Source organism: Paraburkholderia sp. OAS925, assembly GCF_040543975.1.
GTDB lineage: Bacteria > Pseudomonadota > Gammaproteobacteria > Burkholderiales > Burkholderiaceae > Paraburkholderia > Paraburkholderia graminis.
Genome location: NZ_JBEUNO010000002.1, coordinates 1,647,735 through 1,670,096, shown reverse-complemented (window position 1 = coordinate 1,670,096; position 22,362 = coordinate 1,647,735). Strand labels below are relative to the sequence as shown.

Here is a 22,362-nt window from a genome sequence, read left to right as displayed (position 1 = left end):
ATGCATTCGAACACAGTTCCAGTCCGAGCGGCAGTCGGCCGAATGGCCAGGCGCCGCGGCGTCCGATGCATGGCCCGCGGCGCTCGGCTATGATGCTGCAGCGGCCGTTTAGCCGTTACATTGCATTGCCTCGCGCGTCCGCGCGCAAGATCGAAGAATCAGAGGAACTCCATGTCAATCTCGATGTATCAAGCATCACTGCCCGTGCTGATTCGCGGCCTCACCAATCTGCAAGGCATCCTCGGCAAAGCTCAGGCGCACGCCGCGCAAAAGCAGATCGAACCCGCGGTGTTCACGAACGCGCGCCTCGCGCCGGACATGTTGCCGCTCACGCGTCAGGTGTATATCGCAAGCGATACCGCGAAGGGCTGCGCCGCGCGGCTTGCGGATGTCGAAGCGCCCAAGTACGAAGACGTCGAACAGACTTTCGACGAACTGCACGCTCGCCTTCAAAAGACGATCGACTATCTGAAGGAATTCACCCCTCAGCAGATCGACGGATCGGAAGAGCGCGCGATCACATTGAAAATGCGCAGCGGACCGATCGAGTTCACCGGTCAGTCGTATCTGCTGGGATTTGTGCTGCCGAACTTTTTCTTCCACGTGACGACCGCGTACGACATCTTGCGCCATAACGGTGTGGAGCTCGGCAAGCTCGACTATCTGGGCGGGCTGAAGTAAGAGCCGGCCGTATGCGCGCGGCCGAAGTTCAGTGATCGGCCGCGCCGGCCGGCGTCGTCGAGACGCCGGCTGTGGGTCGTAGCGTCGGCACGCAGGCTGTCGGCGCACGACACGAGCCGCGAGCGCAGCGTTAACTCGCAGGCGTCCGCCCAAGCCGCGTCAATCGAGCGACAGCCGCACCGCGAAGCCGATCAGCGCCGCCGAAAAAGTCCAGCGCTGCAGCGTTTGTGCAAGCGGATGCGCGCGCATCCATTGGGCGATCCGCGCGGCGCCAACTGCATACGCCAGGTCGAAGCAGAAGCCGACGGCGAGCAGCACCGAACCCAGCTCGATCATCTGCAACGCGACCGGTCCCGCTTCGGGACGCACGAACTGCGGCAACAGCACCGAACAGAACAGCAGCGCCTTCGGATTCAGCAGGTTGGTCAGCAAGCCCTTGACGAACGCAGCCCGCAACTGCGGCATGCCCGCTTGCGAAGCCTGCTGCTGCACGCCGCCGGTCCCGTCGCGCGCGGCGCCGCCCTCGGGCAACGCGAACACCGGCGAGCGAAAAATCTGGATGCCGACCCAGGCGAGATAAACCGCGCCGCCATAGCGCACGACGTCGTATAGCCACGGCGCGTTGCGAAGCAGCGCGGCCGCGCCGCAAGCGGACAGCGTGACATGCGTCGCGCGTGCGACGCCGAGCCCGCAAGCCGCCGCGAAACCGCTGCGCACGCCGCGCCCAATACTGGTTTGCAGGATCAGCGCCATGTCCGGGCCAGGCACCGCGTAGACGACCAGCAGCGCGGCGATATAGACGGCGAGAAGATGTGCGGAAATCATGAGAGCCTCGTGGATTCGATGGCTCTATCTTGCTATCGTCGAAGGAGGGTTTGTTGGCGAATTTCCGGCGCGGCGGCGTGAGGTTTGGTGGAATACGCTAACATCGCGTCATCTACATCAGCTTTCCCCCAGCACAAAACATCGGCCGCCCGACCATGACAACCGACCTCGACAAGACCGACCGCGCGATTCTCGCGGCGCTGCAAAAAGACGGCCGCATGTCGAATGCGAAGCTCGCCGAACTCGTCGGGCTGAGCGAGACGCCTTGCGCGCGGCGGCTCAAGCGCCTGGAAAACGAAGGCTATATTGGCCACTATCGCGCCGTGCTCGCGCGTCCGGCGCTCGGCTTCGGCGTGGTCGCTTTCGTTCTCGTGCGCTTTGCCGTGCACGACAAGAATCTCGCCAACCGCTTCGAGCGCGAGGTGCAGGCGATACCGCGCATCATCGCGTGCCACAACGTGTCGGGCAGCGCGGACTATATCCTGCAAGTGGTCGCGCGCGATCTCGACGACTACGGCACTTTCATGCGCGACCAGATGCGCAGCCTGCCTGGCGTGACGTCGGTGGAATCGGCGCTATCGTTGCGCGAGGTGAAGGCGGACAGCGGCTTGCCGCTATCGTGAGTGCGAACGTGGCATAGTCACGCCTTTTCACGGGGTGCGCGTTGCATCAACGTTGCATCGCAGGTGGCATCAATCTGACGCCGGCAACGCGTCGGCGAACACGGAGTTTTCATGGACAACATCGATCACGAGAAAGCGCGGGCGGAAGAAGCCGCCGCAATGGAGCGCGTATTGACGGCGACGCAGCGGGTCAAGACCGCGTTCGCTTCGTTGCAGTCGCAGTTTCCGCCGGCCGGCAGCGGCAATCCCTCGCAATTCGCGCTGCAAACTTTCGACGCCGCGCTGCAGGAACTCGAAGACGCCCAGGCCGCCTTCGACGAACTGCTGGGCGACCTGCTCGACGGCAATCGGTAAAGCGCGTTGAACGTCCGGTAAAGGCGCGCGTCAGTGCTCAGCCCGCACGCGTTTCGATCGCCGGTTCGCACAGAATCGGAAAATTGACCGAGTTCGCGATATAGCACTTCTCATGCGCCGTGTGGTGCAACTGCTGCGCCAGTTCGGCGTTGCCGCCCGCCTGAATGATCACGCGCGGACGCAGCACGATCTGCGAAAAGCGGCCCTGCTGCGGACTGTCGAGCATGGTCCCTTCGGCGTCGTCGCGATAGTCGACGACGACAATGCCCGCGTCCGAGCAAAGGTGCAGATACCACAGCTTGTGACACGCCGAGGCCGCCGCGACCAGCAAATCCTCGGGGTTCCACCGTTTTGCGTCGCCGAGAAACGCGGCGTCGGACGAGCCCGGAATGTCCGGCTTGCTTCCCGAAGCGATCACGTGATCGCGGCTGTAGTCACGATAGCCGGATGTGCCGCTGCCGCGATTGCCCGTCCATTGAACGGAGACCTGGTAGTTGTGCTCGCCGTATGCCATGCGCGCTTCCTGTGATGGGGTGAACCGGTGGATGAAGCGTTCATTTTAAAGCCGCTTATGCGCTGCAAACCACCGCTCGCGCGCGTCGATCTAGCGCGGCGCCGCCGGCCTGCCGCTGAGACTCGGCACTCGCGGATCGGGGTTCTGATTCAGGCTCGTGCCGTTCGCTCGCATCGTGTTAGGGACGTGGCCTGAGTTCAGACCCGTGCCGACGCCGCCTGCGCTGAGGCCTGTGCCAATAGAGCCGCCAGGCGTCGCAAGTCCCGGCGAAGGCGTGAGCGTCGAGCCGACCGTTCCGCCGCCGCCAGCCACGTTTCCGGTAGACGGCGCCGTGCGCGTGCCGCCCGACTGCGCGCACGCCGTTCCGACCGCGCCGCAAAGGGACGCCGCGATCACCACTGTTGCTGCCATACGGCCCATTACGATTTTCATTGCTCCACTCCGTCATTCCGTCCGTTGGACTGCGCGCGATAACGCGCCGCTCAACCTGTATGACGAACCGCGGCCTGCTTCGTTCACGCTCGTAACAGGTTATGTCCGCGTTTCGCCTCCGGCCGCCTGCCGCTGTGCAAAGTCGTACAAATCCTTACAAAGCAGCGCGGGCGGAACGTGCACCGGACGCGTCGCGCAACCGTTATTGCAGGCACCTACCCGCGGAGACCGCAATGAATACGAACGTCACGACCAGCACTTCACCGCGCAGCCGTATCCATCCGTTGATCGCCGGCGCAGCGGTGGCCGTCATCGTCGCAAGCGCGACGGGGATCGCCGCGATGACCGGCTTGCTGCCCACGTCGCATGCAGTGACCGAACCCGCGGTTTCGCCCGCGGCGCTCGCCGCGCAAAGCGCGAGCGGCACGCTCAACGCGCAGCAGCCGTCGATTGCACAGCAAACGACGCAGCAGGCCGTGCCGCAAAACGTGCAGCAGCCCGCCGCGCAAACGGCGCAGGAGCCGGCACAGCATGCTGCGCCCGCCAAACCGCCGGTGCATCGCACGCATAGCGGCGGCGCGACTGCGCCCCGCTACGCGAACAACAACGGCTACCAGACGGCCAACGAACCGGCGACGCGCCCGGTTCCCGCCGATCCGTACGCCGGCGAAGTGGTCGCGATCAACACCGTGCAGTCGCCCGAGCCGACGACCGGCCTCGGCGCACTCGGCGGCGCGGTCGCGGGCGGGCTTGTCGGCAATCAGATCGGCGGCGGACGCGGCAAGATCCTGACGACGATTGCCGGCGCTGTCGGCGGCGGGCTGGCGGGCAACGGCATCGAGCATGCGGTGCGCAAGCAGACGAGCTATCAGGTGCAGGTGCGCATGCAGGACGGCAGCTACCGCAACTTCGACTATCAGACGCAGCCGCCGGTCCAGGTCGGCGAACGCGTGCATGTTTCGGGCGACCAGCTTTCGGCTTCGTGAGCGTGACGCTTAGCGTTTGACGGGCTTTCCTCGCGCGTGCCGGCGCGTGAGGAAAGCGCGTGCAGAAACCAGGACGACCGGCACTGGCAAGCACGCACTAGTGGCATCGACGCGCACCCGCGGGCATGACCGGCACCCGCGGCCACGGTTTGTAGCGATCGGCACCCCCAGCATCATCGGGCACGCACCGGCCGCACCCCGCCCAAACCCCACCGCACACCCACCGCCGACGATACAAACCCTCCGCGCGCGTTATGATCGACCGTCACGCCCAAACGGCCCAAACGGCTGATCGCGCACGATGGAGCAAGCGTACGTCCACCTCCTGCACCTGCTGGCCGGTCATCCGGAATGGCTGCTCACGGTCGTATTTCTCGCGGCCTTTCTCGAGTCGGTTGCCGTCATCGGCACATTCGTTCCCGGCAGCACCGCGATGTTTCTCGCGGGCGCGCTCACAGGCACCGGCTCGCTGAGCCTCGGCTGGGTGCTCGCGTGGGCGATCGCGGGCGCCATCGCCGGCGACGGCCTCAGCTTCTGGATCGGCAGCCGCTACAAGAGCCGGATCGTCAAGCTCTGGCCGTTCTCCCGTCATCCCGAAGTGCTGGAAGCCGGTTACCGCTTCTTCGGCAAGCACGGCGCGAAGAGCGTCGTGCTCGCGCGCTTCGCCGGACCGTTGCGCGCAATCGTGCCGGTCGTCGCCGGCATGCTCGGCATGTCGCCCGTGCGCTTTTACGCGATGAACGTGCTGTCCGCGCTGCTGTGGGCGCCCGCGCATATCCTGCCGGGCGTCGTGTTCGGCGCGTCGGTGCTGCTTGCCGGCGCGGTGTCGTTCCGGCTCGTCGTGATTCTCGCGTTGCTCGTCGCGAGCATCTGGCTCAGCTATCGCGCGGCGGCTTTTCTGCTGTCGCACGCTCACGCATGGTCGAATGCAGCCGGCCGCCATCTGGGCAGTTGGGCTTGCCGTCATCCGGGGCCGGTCGGCCGCGTCGCGCGCAGACTGCTCGATCCCGAAGCGCCGGATGCGACCAGCATTCTCGCGGCGTCGCTGATCGTGCTGGTATGCGGCGCACTGTTCTTCGGCATCCTCGAAGACGTGATCAGCGGCGACCCGCTCACACACGTCGACCAGTCCGTCTATCGCTTCATGCAATCGGTGCGCACGCCGTGGGGCGACTCGCTGCTCGCCGGCCTCGCGACGCTCGGCAGCACCGGCACGCTCGCCGCGCTGATCGTCGCCGTCGCGCTGTGGATGGCATGGGAGCGGCGCTGGCGCACCGTGGGCTACTGGCTCGCGGCCGTGCTGTTTTCGCAGCTGCTGATCTTCGCGTTGCAACTCGCGATGCAACGCGCCGCGCCGAACGCGCTGATGACCGACGCCTACGTATTCCCGAGCAATCACGTGGCGGCGACCGTCATCGTATATGGCTTTCTTGCGTTCCTGCTCGCGCGGCGGGTCGGCATGCTCGAGGGTCTGGTCGTCGTCACCGCGAGCACGCTTGTCGTCATCGTCGTCGCGCTGGCGGGCGTGTACTTCGGCCGCTACTGGGTGTCGGACGCGATCGGCGGCGCGGCGCTCGCCTATGTGTGGGTGGCGATTGTCGCGCTCACCGCGATATTGCGGCATCCGCAGCCGCCGCCAGCGCGCCGCTGGATGCCGGCCGTCATGCTCGTGACGGTGCTCGTGAGCGTGGGCGTCCAGTCCGGCGTCGGCATGAGCGGCGCGCCGGCGGGCGGCCTGACGCTGGTGCCGACGCCGCTCACGCACGTGACGCAGCAACAATGGACGGATTCGGTGTGGAAGCAACTTCCCTGCTATCGCTCGGATATGGGCGGCGACCGCAAGGAGCCGCTCACGCTGCAATGGGTGTCCGACGGCGATACGCTGCGCCGGCAATTGCGCGAGCAGGGATGGATCGAGGGCACGACGCTCTCCGTGCATAGCCTGCTTTCGCTCGCCTCGCCCGATGTGCCCGCGACCGCGTTGCCCGTGTTGCCGAAGCTGAACAACGGCGTGCCGTCGTCGCTCGTGTTCATGCGTCCCGGCGACACGCGCAATCGACGCGACGTGCTGCGCTTCTGGCCGAGCGGCTATGCGGTCGATAACGGCACGTCCGCCGTGCCGCTGTGGATCGGGTCGATCGCGCATGAACGGTTGTCGCGTGCATCGTGGCCGCTTAATCTCGTGCGGGTCGACAGGCAGTTATCTCGGGACGAGACAGGCGTGAAGCTCAATGGTAAAGAAGGCGTCGCGGTACTAGCGACAGTGAGCTGCCGCGGCGTGCCCGTATCGCTGCTCGCCGCTGCGGGAGAATGATCGGCGTCAGGCCGCGCGGATGAGATGCGATGAAATGCGATGCGAGCCTGTCGCCCGTTGCCCGCTATCGCTATTGAACGGTGTAGCCCTTGCCTTGCATGCACGCGCCGTATGCATGCCAATAAGTCGTCATCGAAGATTGCTGCGACGCTGTAGCGGACTGCGCCTGCGCCGCATGCTGCTGACGGCTGCGCACTCCGCCGGCGAGCACGCCCGCGGTCGCGCCCACCGCGGCGCCGTGTCCCGCATCATTGCCGCTCACGTCCCCGACGATCGCACCCGCGGCCGCGCCTCGCGCCGCCCCTCTGACGCGCGCGCCGGTCGGGCCCGCTGGTGGCGCGGGCGTCTGCGCGACGACAGCCGGATCGATGCCGGTGCTTTGCTTCGCCCAGGCATAGCACGCGCCGTCATCCGACATCTGCTGCTGTTGGCTTTGTCCATGCGCGGGATAGGTTGCCGGTTTCTGGGCATAAGCAAGCGCGCTCGCGCTTGCCAGAATCAATGCGGCGAATCGCTTCATTTGAAACCTTCTAGTGAGGAACACTGACGGCTCATGCATCTGCTGAACGAGGGCAGTCTGCGAGGCGCACAGCTCAACGCATCTTACGTGGCAGGCTCGCGGCAGCCGAGAGCAATGCAGCTAAACGTGAACAGCTTTGCTTAACACCGTGCGCACCGATTCATGCGCTACGATTCTCTTCACCGAATGATTCTTCCAGCTTGGAAGATAGAAAAATCCATTAGCAAATGCAAGCCTATGCTTAGATATGCCTACGTTTTTTCGGACCTGCATTAACCTGTCCAAGTGCTAATTGAACACGGCGTGTCATAGATCATCCTTTCGCCAAGTTCAACCCGAATTTATTTGGCTCGAGCATTGCAATTCCATATGGAATAGAGCTAATAATCTCGCCATTGAAACGGGGATATACCGACACGAATGCCTGACACGCTTGCCGCACACGCCCATTCCATTCCCGCATTTCGCAGTCCAATGTTCGTCACGCCGTGCCCGTCGATTCATGTGCAAGCACGAGCGCACACCACGAGCCCGCCCTCATCCACATCACAACGAGACATGCAACTTCGACACACGGAGATTCCATCGTGAAACGCTCAAGCGCAATCCAGGGGGCAACGCTAATCGCGATTGCCATACTGGCCGGCTTGCCGGTCATGCTCGATGTCGCGACTCCCGCAGCCCACGCGCAAACCGCGGCGAAGATATCCAGTCAGCAACTCGATTCGCTGACTGCGCCGATCGCGCTCTATCCCGACGCATTGCTCGCCCAGGTGCTGATGGCCACGACCTTTCCGCAGGAAGTCACGTCTGCGGCGGCATGGTCGAAGGCGAATCCGAACAGCAAGGGCGACGACGCGGTCAGAGCCGTCGCCGCAGAACCGTGGGACCCGAGCGTGCAATCGCTGGTGGCGTTTCCACAGGTGCTCGCCACGATGGCGTCGAAGCCCGACTGGGTCGCGCAACTCGGCAACGCGTTTCTCGCGCAGCCGAACGACGTGATGGACTCCGTGCAACGTCTGCGCAAACAGGCGCAAACAGCCGGCAATCTGAAGACGACCGAACAGCAGAAGGTCATCGTCGAACAGAGCACGATTCAGATCGTGCCGGTCAATCCGCAGGTCGTTTATGTGCCGACGTATAACCCGACGGTGGTGTACGGCGTGTGGCCCTACCCTGCCTATCCGCCCGTGTATGTGCCGCCGCCGCCCGGCTATGCGGTCGCGAGCGGGCTCGCCGCGGGTCTCGCGTTCGGCGTGGGTATTGCGATCACGAGCGCGTTGTGGAGCGACGTCAACTGGAACAACCACAACGTCAACATCAATGTGAACCGATACAACAACATCAACGTGAACCGGCGCCTCGACGTGAACAGCAACACCACGCGATGGAATCGCGACACGACGTTCAACCGGAACGCATCGGCGAATATCGGCGGCGGCGTGCAGCGCGACGCTTACCGCGGGCGCGACGTCTCCACGTCACGCGCGCAAGCGCAGCAGGCGCTGCAGAACCGCACTGGTCAAAATCTCGGCGGCAGCGCGAGCGAGCGTCTGCAAGGCATTCAGCATGGCGGTATGAACGCCGGCAACATTCGCGCGAGCGCGCAGAACGTCAATCGCGACAACGCGCTGCGCGGCGCGGGCAACGGCCCGGCCGCACGGCAGGACATCGAGCGCGGCCAAGCGAGCCGCCAGGCGCAAGCCGGCTCGCACAACGGCCTCGGTGCAGGCGGTGGTGGACAGGAACGCGGCGGACTCGGCGCAGGCGGCGGCGGACAGGAGCGCGGCGGCCTCGGCGCAGGTGCCGGCGGACAGGAACGCGGCGGCTTCGGTGCAGGCGGCGGTGGACATGAACGCGGCGGCTTCGGCGCGGGCGGCGGTGGACAACGCCACCTCGGCCGGCAACGTTGAACGATACCCAGGAGCCGCTCATGAACCACATTCAATCGATTCGCGCTTGTCTCGCGAGATTCACCGCAGTGCCGCTGTCGCGCCATCTTGCTCACACGACGATTGCGATCTCGTCGCTACTCGTCTGCGCGGCACCGGCGCATGCGCAAGCCGTCTATCCGACACCGGAAGCCGCCGCCGATGCATTCGCCGACGCGCTCGCCATCAACGACCACGCGGCCATGCAGCACGTGCTCGGCCAGCACTACGACCGCTTCATTCCGTCGAAGGACGTCGGCGACGAGGACATCTACGAATTCCTGGGCGCGTGGGCCGCGGGCCATCGCATCGTCGACGACGCCGCGCCGCTTCATGGCCGCCCAAGCAAGCATCTGTCGGTCGGCACCGGCGGCTGGACGCTGCCGATTCCGCTCGTGCAGGCATCAAGCGGCTGGCGTTTCGATCCTGCGGCGGGCAGCGATGAAATCCTCACGCGCAGAATCGGCCGCAACGAACGCGCGGCGATCATGACGTCGCTTGCCTATCTCGATGCGCAGCGCGACTATCGCGCATCGGCCGGCCATTACGCGCAGCGCCTCCTCAGCACACCGGGTCAGCACGACGGCCTCTATTGGCCCACCGCTCCCGGCGAGGCGGAAAGTCCGCTCGGTCCACTCGCAGCCGCGATGCCGAACACGGGGTCGGTGAGCAAGGAGGGCTATCACGGTTATCGCTTTCGCATTCTGAGCGCGCAGGGTTCGCACGCGAAGGGCGGCGCGCTCGACTATGTGGAGAACGGCACGCTGACGAAGGGCTATGGCCTCGTTGCGTGGCCCGCCGAATACGGCAAGACGGGCGTGATGAGTTTCATCGTTAATCAGGATGGCCAGGTTTACCAAAAGAACCTCGGGCCGCAGTCGGCAAGAAAAGCGCCGGCGCTCCGATCGTTCGATCCTGATGCGTCGTGGGAACCCGTAGCGCCGTGAATGCCGATACCGACGCCGATGCCCGTATGAACGAAGAAAACCTGGTTGCCTGCCACGAGTGCGACGCGCTGTTCCGCAAGCGCCGGTTGCGCGGAAAGTCGTCCGCGCATTGCCTGCGCTGCGGCGCGATCCTGTATCGCGGCTTGTCGACGAACCTCGACGGCATTTGTGCGTTGACGCTCGCGTCGCTGTTCACGTTCGTGATCGCGCTCGGCACGCCGCTCCTCGAACTCGAAACGGGCGGCATTACCTCGCACACGAGCCTGTTCGGCGCACTCGTCGCGCTATGGAACGAGGACATGCAACTGGTCGCGGCAATGGTGTTCTGCTCGACGGTGCTGTTCCCGCTGACCGAACTGGCCGCGCTGCTATATGTGCTGACTTCCATTCGCCAGGGCTACGTGCCGCCGGGCTTTAATCGCGTGCTGCGCGCCATTCAGTTCGTGCGGCCTTGGGGCATGATCGAAGTATTCATGCTCGGCGTGCTGGTCACGATCGTAAAGATGGTGAGCCTCGCGCGCGTGGTTCCGGGCGCGGCGCTGTTCGCCTTCGGCGCGCTCACGTTGATGCTGGTGCTCGTCGTCATGTTCGATCCGCGCACGCTCTGGGACTTCGCAGACGACATCCGCGCGCGCCGCGCAGCGCAGCCAGGACGCACGCGCGGCAACTGGCTGCCGGTCGCCGCGCCGCGCGGTCCGTGGCACAAACACCGGGTCACGCGATGAACACACTCACCGCATCGAAAGCGGGGCTCCTCACCTGCCACGCATGCGGACGCGTCGCGCGACGCGCAACCGCTCACGCCGCTCACATCGCGCAGTCTTGCCCGCGTTGCGGCGCGACCCTGCATCGGCGCAATCCGAACAGCCTCGCACGCACGTGGGCGCTGCTGATTTCGGCCGCGATTCTGTATATCCCGGCCAATCTGCTGCCGGTCATGCATACGTCGTCGCTGGTCGGCTCGGAAGACGACACGATCATCAGCGGCGTCATCTATTTCTGGACCTCGGGGTCGTGGCCGCTAGCCATCGTCGTATTCGTCGCGAGCATTCTCGTGCCGATGCTCAAGCTCGGCGTGCTCGTGCTGCTCGCCGCAACTGCGCAACGCCGCTCGGCATGGCGTCCGATGGAGCGCGTGAAGCTGTTCCGGCTTGTCGAGCGCATCGGCCGCTGGTCGATGCTCGACGTGTTCGTGATCACGCTGACCGTCGCACTCGTGCGCTTCGAATCGTTTGCCGTCATCACCGCCGGGCCCGGCGCGCTCGCGTTCGGTTGCGTAGTGATCCTGACAATGTTGGCGTCGATGCAATTCGACCCGCGACTGATCTGGGACAACCTCGAAGGCGGCAGCCCGCCGATTTCCCGCCCCGTTACGGAGCCGCCTCATGAATAGCCCGCAAGGCCCCGCCGCGCCGCCCGATCTGCCGGACGCGCCCGATCCCGGCATCGAGCCGCGCCGCGGCTGGCTGCCCTCTCTCGTCTGGGTGGTGCCGCTGATCGCGGCGCTCATCGGCATCGCGCTCGTCGTGAAGTCGATCACCGAACGCGGCCCCGCGGTCACCATCAGTTTCAACAACGCGGAAGGTCTCGAGCCGGGCAAGACGCAGGTCAAGTACAAGGACGTCGTGATCGGCTCGGTGAAGAGCATCACGCTGTCGAAGGATCATTCGCAGGTGCAGGTGGCGGTGCAATTGAGCAACCAGGCCGACGACTTCGCGGTGAAGGACACGCGCTTCTGGGTGGTGCGTCCGCGAATCGGCGCGAGCGGCGTAACCGGCATCGGCACGCTGCTCTCGGGGGCATATATCGGCGTGGACGCGGGCCGCTCGAAAGAGGCGCGCAGCGAGTTCGTCGGGCTTGAGGCGCCTCCGCCCGTCACCGGCGATCAGAAAGGCCGGCGCTTCACGCTGCACGGCGATTCGCTCGGCTCGATCGACATTGGCTCGCCGATTTTTTACCGGCGCGTGCAGGTCGGCCAGGTGTACGGCCTTTCGCTCGACAAGGACGGCACGGGCGTGACGATGCAGGTATTCGTGGCGGCGCCGTACGATCAGTACGTCGGCACGAATTCGCGCTGGTGGCATGCAAGCGGCGTCAATGTGCGGCTCGATTCGAACGGCTTTGTCGTGAACACGCAGTCGCTTACGTCGATCCTGATCGGCGGTCTGTCGTTCCGCGCGCCGCCGGGTCAGACGCCGGGGCCGCAGGCCGCGGACTACTCGAGCTTCCATCTCGCGTCCGACGAAGCCGATGCAATGCGCGCGCCGGACACCACGCCGGTGCGTACCGTGATGAAGTTCAACCAGTCGCTGCGCGGATTGTCGGTGGGCGCGGTGGTCGACTTCCGCGGCATCGTGCTCGGCCAGGTCACGGACATCGGCGTCGACTACGATCCCAAGACGCGCAGCTTCACGATGCCCGTCACGCTGGAGCTGTATCCCGACCGGCTGAGGCGCCGGGTGCACGGCACGGAGGTCCCCAAAGCCGGGACGGTGGAAAATCAGCGGCTGCTGCAACATCTCGTCGAGCGCGGGCTGCGCGGACAATTGCGCACCGGCAACCTGCTGACGGGTCAGTTATATGTGGCGCTCGATATTTTCCCGAAGGCCGCGCCCGTGAGCTTTGATCCCGCGCGCGATCCGCTCGAACTGCCGACCATTCCCAATTCGCTCGACGCATTGCAAACGCAGGTCGCGGAGATAGCGAAGAAGCTGGAGCGCATGCCCTTCGATCAGATCGGCGTGAACCTGAACAACTCGCTGAAGAATGCCGACAAGCTATTCGCGCAGTTGAGCACCGAGATCATGCCGCAGGCGCGCGACACGCTCGCGGCAGCCAAACAGACTTTCGGTTCCGCGGAGGCCACGCTCAGGCAGGATTCGCCGGTGCAGGCCGACATGCATCAGGCGTTGCAGGAACTGACGCGCACGCTGCAATCGCTGAACGCGTTGGCCGATTATCTGGAGCGTCATCCGGAATCGCTCGTGCGCGGCAAATCGGAGGACAAGCCATGAGCCGCTATTCGCGTCGTCCGCTCGCCGGGTTTGCCGCGCTCGCGCCATGCGCGGCGTTGATGGCATCGGTGGCATCGGTGGCTCTCGTCGCACTCGGCGCGCTCAGTGCCTGTTCGTCGCCGCCGAGCCGCTTTTATACGCTCGCCGGCGGGCTCGCATCGAGCGAAGTGCGCAGCGCCGCGCCGCCTTTGCTGATGATCGACGTCGCGGCCGTCGACGTGCCCGCGCAAGTCGCGCGGTCGGCGCTCGTCGTGCAGACCAGCGCGACTCGCGTGGACGTGCTCGAGCAAGCCCGTTGGGCGTCGTTGCCCGCCGACGAAATCCGTCTCGCGCTCTCGCAGCAACTCGCGCAACAGCTCGATGCGATCGACGTCTCGCGTTCTCCGCGCCCGGCCGGCGTGTCGGTTTATCGCGTGAAATTGAGTGTGCAGCGCTTCGAATCGTGGCCGGGCTCGCATGCGCTGATCGACGCGGTGTGGAGCGTGCGGGCGTTGTCCGAGGAAGCGGTGCTGACGTGCCGCAGCGTCGTCAGCGAGCCGGTCGGCACGGGCAACGACGCGCTCGTGGCCGGCCATCGGCAAGCGCTTCAGCAGATTGCCGCCAATGTCGCCGACGGCATTCGCGCCCTCGACGCCGCGGCGCGTGCGCATCGCCTCCTGCGTGGGCAAGCCGCGCCACCTTGCCCCGCGCAGTGAAACCCTCAATTACAAACACCCTTCAGTATTCCGGCAGGCAGACGTAAACCAGATGTACGCCTCTTCTGGATACAGGAACGGAAATGAAAAACATGAAGGTCTCCACGCGCCTGCAAACCGGCTTCGGCCTGCTGACGGCGTTGCTTCTCGTGCTGGCCGGCATCGCGCTGTTCGGCTTGTCCGAGCTGAACGATAGTCTCGACGGCATTGCCCGCGTGAATAACGAGGAGACCCGTCTCGCGAACGAATTGCGCGCGTCGATTCAGGATCGCGCCATCGCGATACGCAACCTGGCGTTGATCACCGAGCCGCGCGACCTTGCCCAGGAAGCGGACCGCATCAAGAAGCAGGATCAGAATTATGCGGACGCCTACCAGCAACTCACTCGCCTGTTCGCGCAGGAGCCGGCCACGACTTCGGTGGAGCGCTCGCTGATCGAACAGCTCAAGCAGGACGAAGCCGCGGCGATGCCGCCGCTGCGCAAGGCGATGGATCTCGCACTGTCGCAGAACGCCGCGCTTGCGACGCAGGAGCTGCTGCAAAACGCGCGGCCGCCGCAGCGAGCATGGCTTGCCCGCGCGACGGAACTCGCGCGCGTCGAAGATGAGCAGAACAAGGAAGCGCAGCTCAGCGCCTTCGCGACCTACTCGACGGTCCGCACCATGATCTCGGTCATTGCCGCGATCGCATTCCTGCTGGGCGTCGCGACTGCCGCGCTCATCTCGCGCAGCATTCTGCGGCAGTTGGGCGGCGAGCCGCGCGCCGCGCAGGAAATGGCCGCGCAGATCGCAGAAGGCAACCTGACCGTGCGCGTGCAGGTTGCAGCCGGCGACCGGAGCAGTCTGATGGCATCGCTCGAAGCAATGCGCGAGAAGCTCACCACGATCGTGTCGGGCATCAAGACGTCGGCGGAATCGATCTCGGTGGCGGCCGGCGAGATCGCGCAAGGCAACCAGGACCTGTCGCAACGCACCGAGGAACAGGCCGCGTCGCTCCAGCAAACCGCGGCGAGCATGGAAGAGTTGACGTCGACGGTGCGCAATAACACCGATAACGCGCGTCAGGGCAGCACGCTCGCCGCGGCGGCTTCCACGACCGCGGCATCCGGCGGCGAAGTGGTTCACCAGGTCGTGTCGACCATGCGCGACATTTCATCGAGTTCGACGAAGGTGACCGAAATCATTTCGGTGATCGAAGCAATTGCATTTCAGACCAATATCCTCGCACTGAACGCAGCGGTCGAAGCCGCTCGGGCAGGCGAAGACGGCCGCGGCTTCGCGGTCGTCGCGGGCGAAGTCCGCACGCTCGCCCAGCGCAGTGCGACCGCGGCGAAGGAGATCAAGGAACTGATCGAAGCCTCCGCGTCGCATGTGGCGAGCGGCTCGCAACTCGTCGAAAACGCAGGTCAGACGATGAGCGAAGTCGTGCGCTCGGTGCAGCAGGTGACCGACATCATGGGCGAGATCGCGTCGGCGTCGTCGGAGCAAACGAAGGGCATCGAGCAGGTCAACGTGGCCGTCACGCAGATGGACGAAGTCACTCAGCAAAACGCGGCGCTCGTCGAGCAGGCAACCGCCGCCGCGCAGGCCATGGCGGATCAGGCCGAAAGCCTGCGCTCGGCGGTATCGGTTTTCCGGGTGGATGCGGCCGGGCATAGTGGGCAAGGGGCAATGCGCAGCGCTGTCGCGAGGTCCGCGCGCGGCGCCACGCCGCCGAAAAAGACGGCTGTGCCGGGGGCGAAGTCGAAGGCTATTAGCGCCACGGCGCGCAAGGCGTTGCCGGCGTCTTCCTCGTCGTCTTCATCGTCCTCGCACTTCAAGGAACGCGAACTCCAGACCGCCGGCGCGGAAAACTGGGAAACGTTCTAAGTCCGTCCCTTCCCGCAAGAACCGGCGCACGAGCGCCGGTTTTTTTCTTGCAGCAAGCCAGCGCACGCGCCATGTCGCGTGCGTCTTCGCCCTTGAGAAAAAATTCTCACCGCCCCCGATGGTGCACTGCAGTGTGATCTCCCGATTCGCGCGTGCTACAAACGTACCGTACGTTTCAGGCTTCGGAGACACGCGGTGCGGTGTAGCGCAGAATGTCTCCAGCACCCAGTTCGCGCTGAGTTCGCCCGGAGGCTCGTCATGCCCTACGTTCCGTCCACGAGACATATCGACCGCATATGCAACGTCATAGAAGGACGAACCCAGCGTCCGGGCGCAGACGGCAAACGGCTTGCCTCGTCGTATAGGCGCTCGCTCGAGCAATACCATCTCGATCCCGGCGCGACCGCCGGGCCGCGCATTCTGACGGTGCCCGAATTGCGCGACGTGCAGCATCGCGAGGAATCGTTTCTGCGCGCGTCGGGCCAGTGTTTGTCGCGGCTGCACGAGATGGTGCGCGAAGCGGACTACTGCGTGATGCTCACCGACGCGAAAGGCGTGACGATCGACTATCGCGTCGACAAGGACCGCCGCCACGACTTCAAGCGTGCGGGACTCTATCTCGGCTCATGCTGGTCCGAGAGCGAGGAAGGCACGTGCGGCGTCGCGACCGTGCTGCTCGACGCGGAGCCGATTACCGTTCATCGCAGCGATCATTTTCGCGCGGCCTTCACCACGCTCACGTGCAGCGCGTCGCCGATTTTCGGTTTGCACGGCGAACTGCTCGGCGTGCTCGATGCATCGGCCGTACGTTCGCCCGACGATCGCGAAAGCCAGCGGCTCGTCAATCACATCGTGCGGCAAAGCGCGCTGCTGATCGAGGACGCTTACTTCCTGAATGCCGCAACGGATTGCTGGGTACTGCTCGCGCACCGCAACCGCCATTACGTCGAGGCGCAGCCCGAGATTCTGATTGCCATCGACGCACGCGGCCACGCAGTCGCCGCGAACCGGCGCGCACGCGAATGTCTGCCGGCGCTCAATCAGTTGCCGCGCCATGTGTCGGAGATCTTCGACGTTCCGCCCGAGCGTCTGTTCGACGCCAAGACAAGCCGCGGTCTCGTATCGCTGAGGCTCAACGATACCGGCTCGCCGCTCTATGCGCGTGTGCGCGCACCGGCCGCCGCGCGAATCTCCCGACGCACGCACGCCGCATCGCCAGAAGCAAGCACCAACAACGCAAACACCGCGCCGCACGATATGCCGCTCATGTCGGAGAGCGAAGCGCTCGAGCGCAGGCGCATCGTCGACGCGATGAACGACGCCAAGTGGCGCACGGACCTGGCCGCGCAAGCACTCGGCATATCGCGCGCGACTTTGTATCGACGCATCGCGAAGCTGCATATTCTGCCGCCGCACAAGTGCTAGCGGCGCTGCACAGATTCCCTTAGCGGGCATAGAACCCGCGTTCTCTCTGAAGTTTGACTATCCGTTTCATATGGAGGAGCAACCATGTCTGAAAACACTGCAAATCAGGCTATATCCGCTGTGCTGGAAAGCCTCGAAGCCGCGCTCAAACGCGGCGACACACAAGCCGCCGTCGACCTGTTTCAGCCCGACTGCTACTGGCGCGATCTCGTCGCTTTCACCTGGAACATCAAGACGCTCGAAGGCCGCGAGCAAATCGCGGAAATGCTGAATACACAGTTGGCTGCAATCAAACCGTCCAGGCTGCGGCTTGCGGATAACGAGCCCGCAACGGAAGCGGACGGCGTCGCGCAAGGCTGGATCACGTTCGAAACCGGCGTCGCGCGCGGCACCGGCTTCATTCGACTTAAGCAAGGCCGCATCTGGACGCTGCTCACCACGATGGCCGAATTGAAGGGCCATGAAGAGCCCAAAGGGCCGCTTCGTCCGATGGGCGCCGAGCACGGCGCACGCCGCGATCGCACGAGCTGGAAAGAGCGGCGCGAGGCCGAGCTCGACACGCTTGGCACGGCGGAGCAACCGTATTGCCTGATTGTCGGCGGCGGGCAAGGTGGCATCGGACTCGGTGCGCGGCTGCGGCAACTCGGCGTGCCGACCATCATCGTCGATAAGAACGAAAGGCCGGGCGATGCATGGCGCAAGCGCTATAAAACGCTGTGTCTGCATGACCCGGTCTGGTACGACCATATGCCCTACTTGCCCTTCCCCGACAACTGGCCCGTCTTCACGCCGAAGGACAAGATCGGCGACTGGCTCGAGATGTACACGAAGGTCATGGAGCTGAACTACTGGGGATCGACCGTCTGCAAATCGGCGCGCTACGACGAAGCGAAAGGCGAATGGATCGTCGAAGTCGAGCGAGGCGGAGAGCCCATCACATTGCGCCCGAAGCAACTCGTGCTCGCGACCGGCATGTCCGGCAAGCCGAATATTCCGAGCTTCAAGGGCATGGATGTATTCAAGGGCGAGCAGCATCATTCGTCGCAGCATCCGGGGCCGGACGCGTATCACGGCAAGAAGGTCGTCGTGATCGGCGCGAACAATTCGGCTCACGACATCTGCGCGGCGCTGTGGGAAGCAGGCGTCGACGTGACGATGGTGCAGCGCTCGTCCACGCATATCGTGAAGTCCGATTCGCTAATGGAGTTGGCGCTCGGCGATCTCTATTCGGAACGCGCGGTGGCCGCAGGCATGACGACCGCGAAAGCGGATCTGACCTTCGCATCGATACCGTATGCGATGCTTCACGAGTTTCAGATCCCGGTTTTCAACGCGATTCGCGAGCGCGATGCGGAGTTCTATGCGCGCCTGGAAAAGAGCGGCTTCATGCTCGATTTCGGCGACGACGACTCCGGCCTTTTCATGAAGTACTTGCGGCGCGGTTCCGGCTATTACATCGATGTCGGCGCATCGCAACTCGTCGCCGACGGCAAGATCAAGCTGAAAAGCGGCGTCGATGTAGTCGAACTGAAAGAGCATTCGGTGCTGCTCAGCGACGGCAGCGAACTCGAAGCGGATCTCGTCGTGTACGCAACAGGCTATGGTTCGATGAACGGTTGGGCCGCGGATCTCATCTCACGCGAAGTGGCCGACAAAGTCGGCAAAGTGTGGGGCCTCGGCTCGAACACGACGAAAGATCCAGGGCCGTGGGAAGGCGAACAGCGCAACATGTGGAAGCCCACTCAGCAAGAAGCACTCTGGTTTCATGGCGGCAATCTGCATCAGTCGCGGCATTACTCGCAGTATCTGTCACTGCAACTCAAGGCTCGCATGGAAGGCATTCCGACACCCGTGTTCGGATTGCAGGAAGTGCATCATCTTTCGTAGATGTGAGAGCATGGCGGCCGGCTTCTGCTTCGAGCCGGCCGCTCTATGCACCCTCTCTATGCACTCATTTCCGTGAGAAGAAAGTCGACCAGCGCGCGTTGATGCGCATTGAGCACGCCGCCGGAGCTGACGAGCGCAAGCTCTGTCGGCGGCAAAGGCGGTAAGCCGTTGCATAAGCGATGCTCCGGCAGTACTGCGGTAGTGGGCAGAACCGAAATGCCCAATCCGGACGACACCGCGGCCTGAATGCCAGTGAGACTATGGCTTCCGAATGCAATGCGCCAGCGCAGATGCGCTTTGTCGAGACCGCGAATCGCGCGCTGCCGGTACACGCAGCCTTGCGGAAATAGCGCGAGAGGAATGGGTTCGTCGGAAGAAGGTTCCAGCGCTTGTGCATTCGCGCCCTGCACCCACACGAGCGACTCCGGCCACGACGCGAGACACTCGCCGCTTGCCGGCTCGCGCTTGATCAGCGCGATTTCTATTTCGCCATTCGCGAGCCTGCGCTGCAAATCGGCACTCATGCCGGCCACTGTTTCGAGCCTGACGCCTGGCCTCGTTTTGACAAAGCCCGACAGCATGGCCGACATGCGGCGCGCGTCGAAATCTTCCGGAACGCCTATGCGAAGCGGCGTGACCGCAACGTCGCTCGTCAACGCATCTTGTGCTTCCTGCGCCAGCGCGAGCAGCCGTCGCGCATATTGCGCGAGCAGTTCGCCATGCTCGGTTGGCGTCACCTGATTGCCGGTGCGGTCACGCATCAGCAGCGTGCGACCGACCAGTTCTTCCAGCCGCCGAACCTGTTGGCTCACCGTGGATTGCGTGCGATGCACGCGCTCGCCGGCACGCGTGAAGCTGCCTTCATCGACAACGCAGATGAGCGTATTCAACAGGTCAAGATCAAGCATGATGGACTCGCTTCGTTATTTGCAATGCAACTGACGTCGAGAGGTTAATTTAATTTTCCAATAAGTGTCAATGCGCCTAAGCTAAACGCCATTCACAGGTCCATCACTTCGGGAACACATTCCATGTCACTGCAAAACACCGCACGCCCGCGCTGGCTGACGTTCGACTGCTACGGCACACTGATCCAGTGGGACGAAGGCTTGCAAGCCGCGGTACGCGAGATTCTTCAGAGCAAGCGCGGTCATGACGTGGACCCCGCGAAGCTGCTCGCCGTCTACGACCGGCACGAACACGCACTCGAGCAGACTCCGCCTTATCGCACGTTTCGCGAAGTCGCGGGCACGGCGCTGCGTATTGCCCTCGCCGAATTCGGCTTGCCCGGCGACGAAAGCGACGAGCGCGACGAGCGCGACATACGTACTTTGACGGGCCGCATTTCCGCGATGCCGCCGTTTCCGGAAGTGGTCGACACATTGCGGCAACTCAAGCAGGATGGTTATAGCCTGTGCATCGTGTCGAATACCGACGACGACATCATTGCCGGCAACGTCGCGCAACTGGGCGGCTTTATCGACCGTGTGATCACTGCACAGCAAGCGGGCGCGTACAAACCGAACCGGCGGCTATTCGATTACGCGCATGAACAACTCGGCGTGACACGCGATGAAGTCGTGCATATCTGCGCGAGTCCGCATCTCGATCACGCGGCCGCGCGCGACATCGGCTTTCGCTGCGTATGGATCGACCGTGCGACTGGCCGCACGCTACTGCCCGATTACACGCCCGATGCAACACTGTCCACGCTCGACCAGGTGCCGGCTCTTTTTGCATCGCTCGGTTGGTGACTTTGAGGAACGACGAACATGGCGCATACGCTTTCATCCATTGGTTCGGCGAAATCGTCGACGACATTACGACTCGATTCCGACGCTGTCATGGAGGCCCGTATCGAACTAGCGGCATGCTTTCAACTAGCGGCGCAATACGGTTTTGAAGAGGGAATCTGCAACCATTTCTCGGCGGTCGTGCCCGGACACGACCATCTCTTCTTCGTCAATCCGTATGGCTATGCGTTCTCGGAGATCACTGCATCGCGGCTTCTAATCTGCGATTTCGACGGACATGTGGTGTCGGGTGAAGGAAAGCCCGAAGCAACGGCGTTTTATATTCACGCACGATTGCATCGGTTAAAGCCGCGCGTGAAGGCCGCTTTTCATACGCATATGCCGAACGCCACGGCGTTATGTTTGCTCGACGGTCCGCCGCTGTTGTGGCTCGGGCAAACGGCCCTGAAGTTCTACGGCCGCACCGCCGTCGATGAGAACTACAACGGCCTCGCGCTCGACGACTCGGAAGGCGACCGCATTGCCGCGACCATCGGCGACGCCGATATCCTGCTCCTCAAGAATCACGGCGTGATGGTGGCCGGCGAGAGTATTGCCGAAGCGTGGGATGATCTCTATTACCTGGAGCGTGCGGCTGAAGTCCAGTTAAAGGCAATGAGCAGTAATCGTCCGCTGAAACCCATACCGCACGAAGTGGCGCAGCGTACTTATGAACAGATGCGCGCCGGCGACAAGGAAAGCGCGCACGCGCATTTGCAAAGCGCAATGCGCGAATTGCGCAGGCACGGCATCGCATTCGATCAATAGAACTATTTGCGCGTTCGATGCGCGGCGGCGACTGCATCGAGTCCCGCCATCACGAAGCGAATAAAGTCCTCCACCAGCGCATTTTTGTCTTTTGCAACGGCGGGCAGCAACGCTGCCTGCATTTGCCTGGGCGCGATCATCAGCGCGATGCAGGGCAGCACGGCGAACATCAGCGCGCGCTGCACGGCCGGCTCTTGCGGATTCAATTGCAATACCTCGCCGATCAATCCGAGTAGAACCGTTGCCTTTGGCCGCACCGCCTTTTCAATCAGCGCAGGAATAGCGGGCGACGGGGACAGTACTTCGCGCAGCATCAGCATGAATCCCCACGGCGCGCCGCTGCTGGTCGACAGACCCACGAATCGCGAGATTACCGCTCGCAACTTGTCCCGCGCATCGCCCGGCCCTTCTGTCAGCGCGGACAATTCATCGAGACTCACGACCTGGCGATGCGCTTCGACGAGCGCCGCTTCGTATAGCGCTTCCCGACTGCCGAAGTGATAGTTCACGGACGCCATCGGCGTGCCCGCGCGCTCGCATATTTCCTTGCTGGTGGCATCGGCGAAACCGCGCGCGGCGAATACCTGCCCCGCAATATCGAGCAGATGCTGGCGTGTCGCCGCACCGTCGGGACGGCTCGCGCGATTGACCGGCCGAGGCTGCTTTCCCTGTTCCGTGCGGGATTTGCGCGCCGCCGTCGTGGGTGTTTTCGTTGCGCCTGCCTGCTTGGTCCGCTCTTTCTGCTTTGCAGGAGTCGTCGCTCGTTTCGTCGGCATGGGAAAGTG

The 22,362-nt window shown here is 63.8% G+C and carries 22 protein-coding genes; 16 read left to right on the top strand and 6 right to left on the bottom strand.

Annotated features, from left to right (window positions below):
* The first annotated feature begins 171 nt into the window (after nucleotides 1–171).
* Nucleotides 172–681: a DUF1993 domain-containing protein gene (locus ABIE53_RS26270; protein WP_006052073.1), complete on the top strand. Its 510-nt coding sequence runs from the start codon at nucleotides 172–174 to the stop codon at nucleotides 679–681.
* Nucleotides 682–840: 159 nt separating this feature from the next.
* On the opposite strand, the gene ABIE53_RS26265 is transcribed toward ABIE53_RS26270, so the two are convergent.
* A complete protein-coding gene (locus ABIE53_RS26265) occupies nucleotides 841–1,506 on the bottom strand; it encodes a LysE family translocator (protein WP_192699251.1) in 666 nt (221 codons plus the stop codon).
* A 155-nt stretch (nucleotides 1,507–1,661) separates the two neighbouring features.
* On the opposite strand from ABIE53_RS26265, the gene ABIE53_RS26260 reads away from it, so the two are divergent.
* Nucleotides 1,662–2,129 carry an Lrp/AsnC family transcriptional regulator gene (locus ABIE53_RS26260; RefSeq protein ID WP_006052071.1) on the top strand — a complete coding sequence of 156 codons (468 nt, stop codon included), beginning with the start codon at nucleotides 1,662–1,664 and terminating at the stop codon, nucleotides 2,127–2,129.
* 111 nt (nucleotides 2,130–2,240) lie between these two features.
* A complete protein-coding gene (locus ABIE53_RS26255; protein ID WP_006052070.1) occupies nucleotides 2,241–2,483 on the top strand; it encodes a hypothetical protein in 243 nt (80 codons plus the stop codon).
* 37 nt (nucleotides 2,484–2,520) lie between these two features.
* Here the strand turns inward: ABIE53_RS26255 and ABIE53_RS26250 are convergent, their stop codons facing one another.
* Nucleotides 2,521–2,997 carry an OsmC family protein gene (locus ABIE53_RS26250; RefSeq protein ID WP_192699252.1) on the bottom strand — a complete coding sequence of 159 codons (477 nt, stop codon included), beginning with the start codon at nucleotides 2,995–2,997 and terminating at the stop codon, nucleotides 2,521–2,523.
* Nucleotides 2,998–3,087: 90 nt separating this feature from the next.
* On the bottom strand, nucleotides 3,088–3,429 hold the full coding sequence (locus ABIE53_RS26245) for a hypothetical protein (RefSeq protein ID WP_192699253.1): 342 nt from the start codon (nucleotides 3,427–3,429) through the stop codon (nucleotides 3,088–3,090).
* A 233-nt stretch (nucleotides 3,430–3,662) separates the two neighbouring features.
* Here ABIE53_RS26245 and ABIE53_RS26240 point away from each other — a divergent pair, with 233 nt between their 5' ends.
* Nucleotides 3,663–4,415, top strand: coding sequence for a glycine zipper 2TM domain-containing protein (locus tag ABIE53_RS26240; protein ID WP_192699254.1), 753 nt, complete (start codon nucleotides 3,663–3,665; stop codon nucleotides 4,413–4,415).
* A 301-nt stretch (nucleotides 4,416–4,716) separates the two neighbouring features.
* The gene (locus ABIE53_RS26235) at nucleotides 4,717–6,729 is read left to right on the top strand and encodes a bifunctional DedA family/phosphatase PAP2 family protein (protein ID WP_192699255.1); all 2,013 of its coding nucleotides are present in this window, start codon (nucleotides 4,717–4,719) and stop codon (nucleotides 6,727–6,729) included.
* Nucleotides 6,730–6,799: 70 nt separating this feature from the next.
* On the opposite strand, the gene ABIE53_RS26230 is transcribed toward ABIE53_RS26235, so the two are convergent.
* Nucleotides 6,800–7,249 carry a glycine zipper domain-containing protein gene (locus ABIE53_RS26230; protein WP_006052065.1) on the bottom strand — a complete coding sequence of 150 codons (450 nt, stop codon included), beginning with the start codon at nucleotides 7,247–7,249 and terminating at the stop codon, nucleotides 6,800–6,802.
* Between the two features lie 587 nt (nucleotides 7,250–7,836).
* Between ABIE53_RS26230 and ABIE53_RS26225 the strand changes: the two genes are divergently transcribed.
* The 9 genes from ABIE53_RS26225 (at nucleotide 7,837) to ABIE53_RS26185 (ending at nucleotide 19,016) form a co-directional block, all read left to right on the top strand.
* Nucleotides 7,837–9,162 (top strand): DUF3300 domain-containing protein, encoded by a 1,326-nt coding sequence (locus ABIE53_RS26225; protein WP_192699256.1) that lies wholly within the window; start codon nucleotides 7,837–7,839, stop codon nucleotides 9,160–9,162.
* A gap of 20 nt (nucleotides 9,163–9,182) precedes the next feature.
* On the top strand, nucleotides 9,183–10,127 hold the full coding sequence (locus ABIE53_RS26220; protein ID WP_192699257.1) for a DUF2950 domain-containing protein: 945 nt from the start codon (nucleotides 9,183–9,185) through the stop codon (nucleotides 10,125–10,127).
* A gap of 26 nt (nucleotides 10,128–10,153) precedes the next feature.
* Entirely contained in the window at nucleotides 10,154–10,852 is a 699-nt protein-coding gene (locus ABIE53_RS26215) for a paraquat-inducible protein A (protein WP_029966112.1), read from the top strand.
* Nucleotides 10,849–11,520, top strand: coding sequence for a paraquat-inducible protein A (locus ABIE53_RS26210; RefSeq protein ID WP_192699258.1), 672 nt, complete (start codon nucleotides 10,849–10,851; stop codon nucleotides 11,518–11,520). The genes ABIE53_RS26215 and ABIE53_RS26210 overlap by 4 nt, the downstream gene beginning before the upstream one ends.
* Nucleotides 11,513–13,141: a PqiB family protein gene (locus ABIE53_RS26205; protein WP_192699259.1), complete on the top strand. Its 1,629-nt coding sequence runs from the start codon at nucleotides 11,513–11,515 to the stop codon at nucleotides 13,139–13,141. Before ABIE53_RS26210 ends, ABIE53_RS26205 begins: the two co-directional genes overlap by 8 nt.
* Entirely contained in the window at nucleotides 13,138–13,836 is a 699-nt protein-coding gene (locus ABIE53_RS26200) for a PqiC family protein (RefSeq protein ID WP_192699260.1), read from the top strand. The genes ABIE53_RS26205 and ABIE53_RS26200 overlap by 4 nt, the downstream gene beginning before the upstream one ends.
* Before the next feature lie 83 nt (nucleotides 13,837–13,919).
* Nucleotides 13,920–15,704 (top strand): methyl-accepting chemotaxis protein, encoded by a 1,785-nt coding sequence (locus tag ABIE53_RS26195; RefSeq protein WP_192699261.1) that lies wholly within the window; start codon nucleotides 13,920–13,922, stop codon nucleotides 15,702–15,704.
* A gap of 258 nt (nucleotides 15,705–15,962) precedes the next feature.
* Nucleotides 15,963–17,129 carry a sigma-54-dependent Fis family transcriptional regulator gene (locus ABIE53_RS26190; protein WP_053859404.1) on the top strand — a complete coding sequence of 389 codons (1,167 nt, stop codon included), beginning with the start codon at nucleotides 15,963–15,965 and terminating at the stop codon, nucleotides 17,127–17,129.
* Nucleotides 17,130–17,213: 84 nt separating this feature from the next.
* A complete protein-coding gene (locus tag ABIE53_RS26185; RefSeq protein ID WP_006052056.1) occupies nucleotides 17,214–19,016 on the top strand; it encodes an NAD(P)/FAD-dependent oxidoreductase in 1,803 nt (600 codons plus the stop codon).
* Nucleotides 19,017–19,072: 56 nt separating this feature from the next.
* Here the strand turns inward: ABIE53_RS26185 and ABIE53_RS26180 are convergent, their stop codons facing one another.
* The gene (locus ABIE53_RS26180; RefSeq protein ID WP_006052055.1) at nucleotides 19,073–19,924 is read right to left on the bottom strand and encodes a LysR substrate-binding domain-containing protein; all 852 of its coding nucleotides are present in this window, start codon (nucleotides 19,922–19,924) and stop codon (nucleotides 19,073–19,075) included.
* Nucleotides 19,925–20,047: 123 nt separating this feature from the next.
* On the opposite strand from ABIE53_RS26180, the gene ABIE53_RS26175 reads away from it, so the two are divergent.
* The gene (locus ABIE53_RS26175; protein WP_006052054.1) at nucleotides 20,048–20,770 is read left to right on the top strand and encodes a haloacid dehalogenase type II; all 723 of its coding nucleotides are present in this window, start codon (nucleotides 20,048–20,050) and stop codon (nucleotides 20,768–20,770) included.
* 18 nt (nucleotides 20,771–20,788) lie between these two features.
* Nucleotides 20,789–21,577, top strand: coding sequence for an aldolase (locus tag ABIE53_RS26170; protein ID WP_192699262.1), 789 nt, complete (start codon nucleotides 20,789–20,791; stop codon nucleotides 21,575–21,577).
* A 2-nt stretch (nucleotides 21,578–21,579) separates the two neighbouring features.
* Here ABIE53_RS26170 and ABIE53_RS26165 read toward each other — a convergent pair whose 3' ends face one another.
* Nucleotides 21,580–22,353, bottom strand: coding sequence for a TetR/AcrR family transcriptional regulator (locus tag ABIE53_RS26165; RefSeq protein WP_006052052.1), 774 nt, complete (start codon nucleotides 22,351–22,353; stop codon nucleotides 21,580–21,582).
* Between the last annotated feature and the right edge of the window lie 9 nt (nucleotides 22,354–22,362).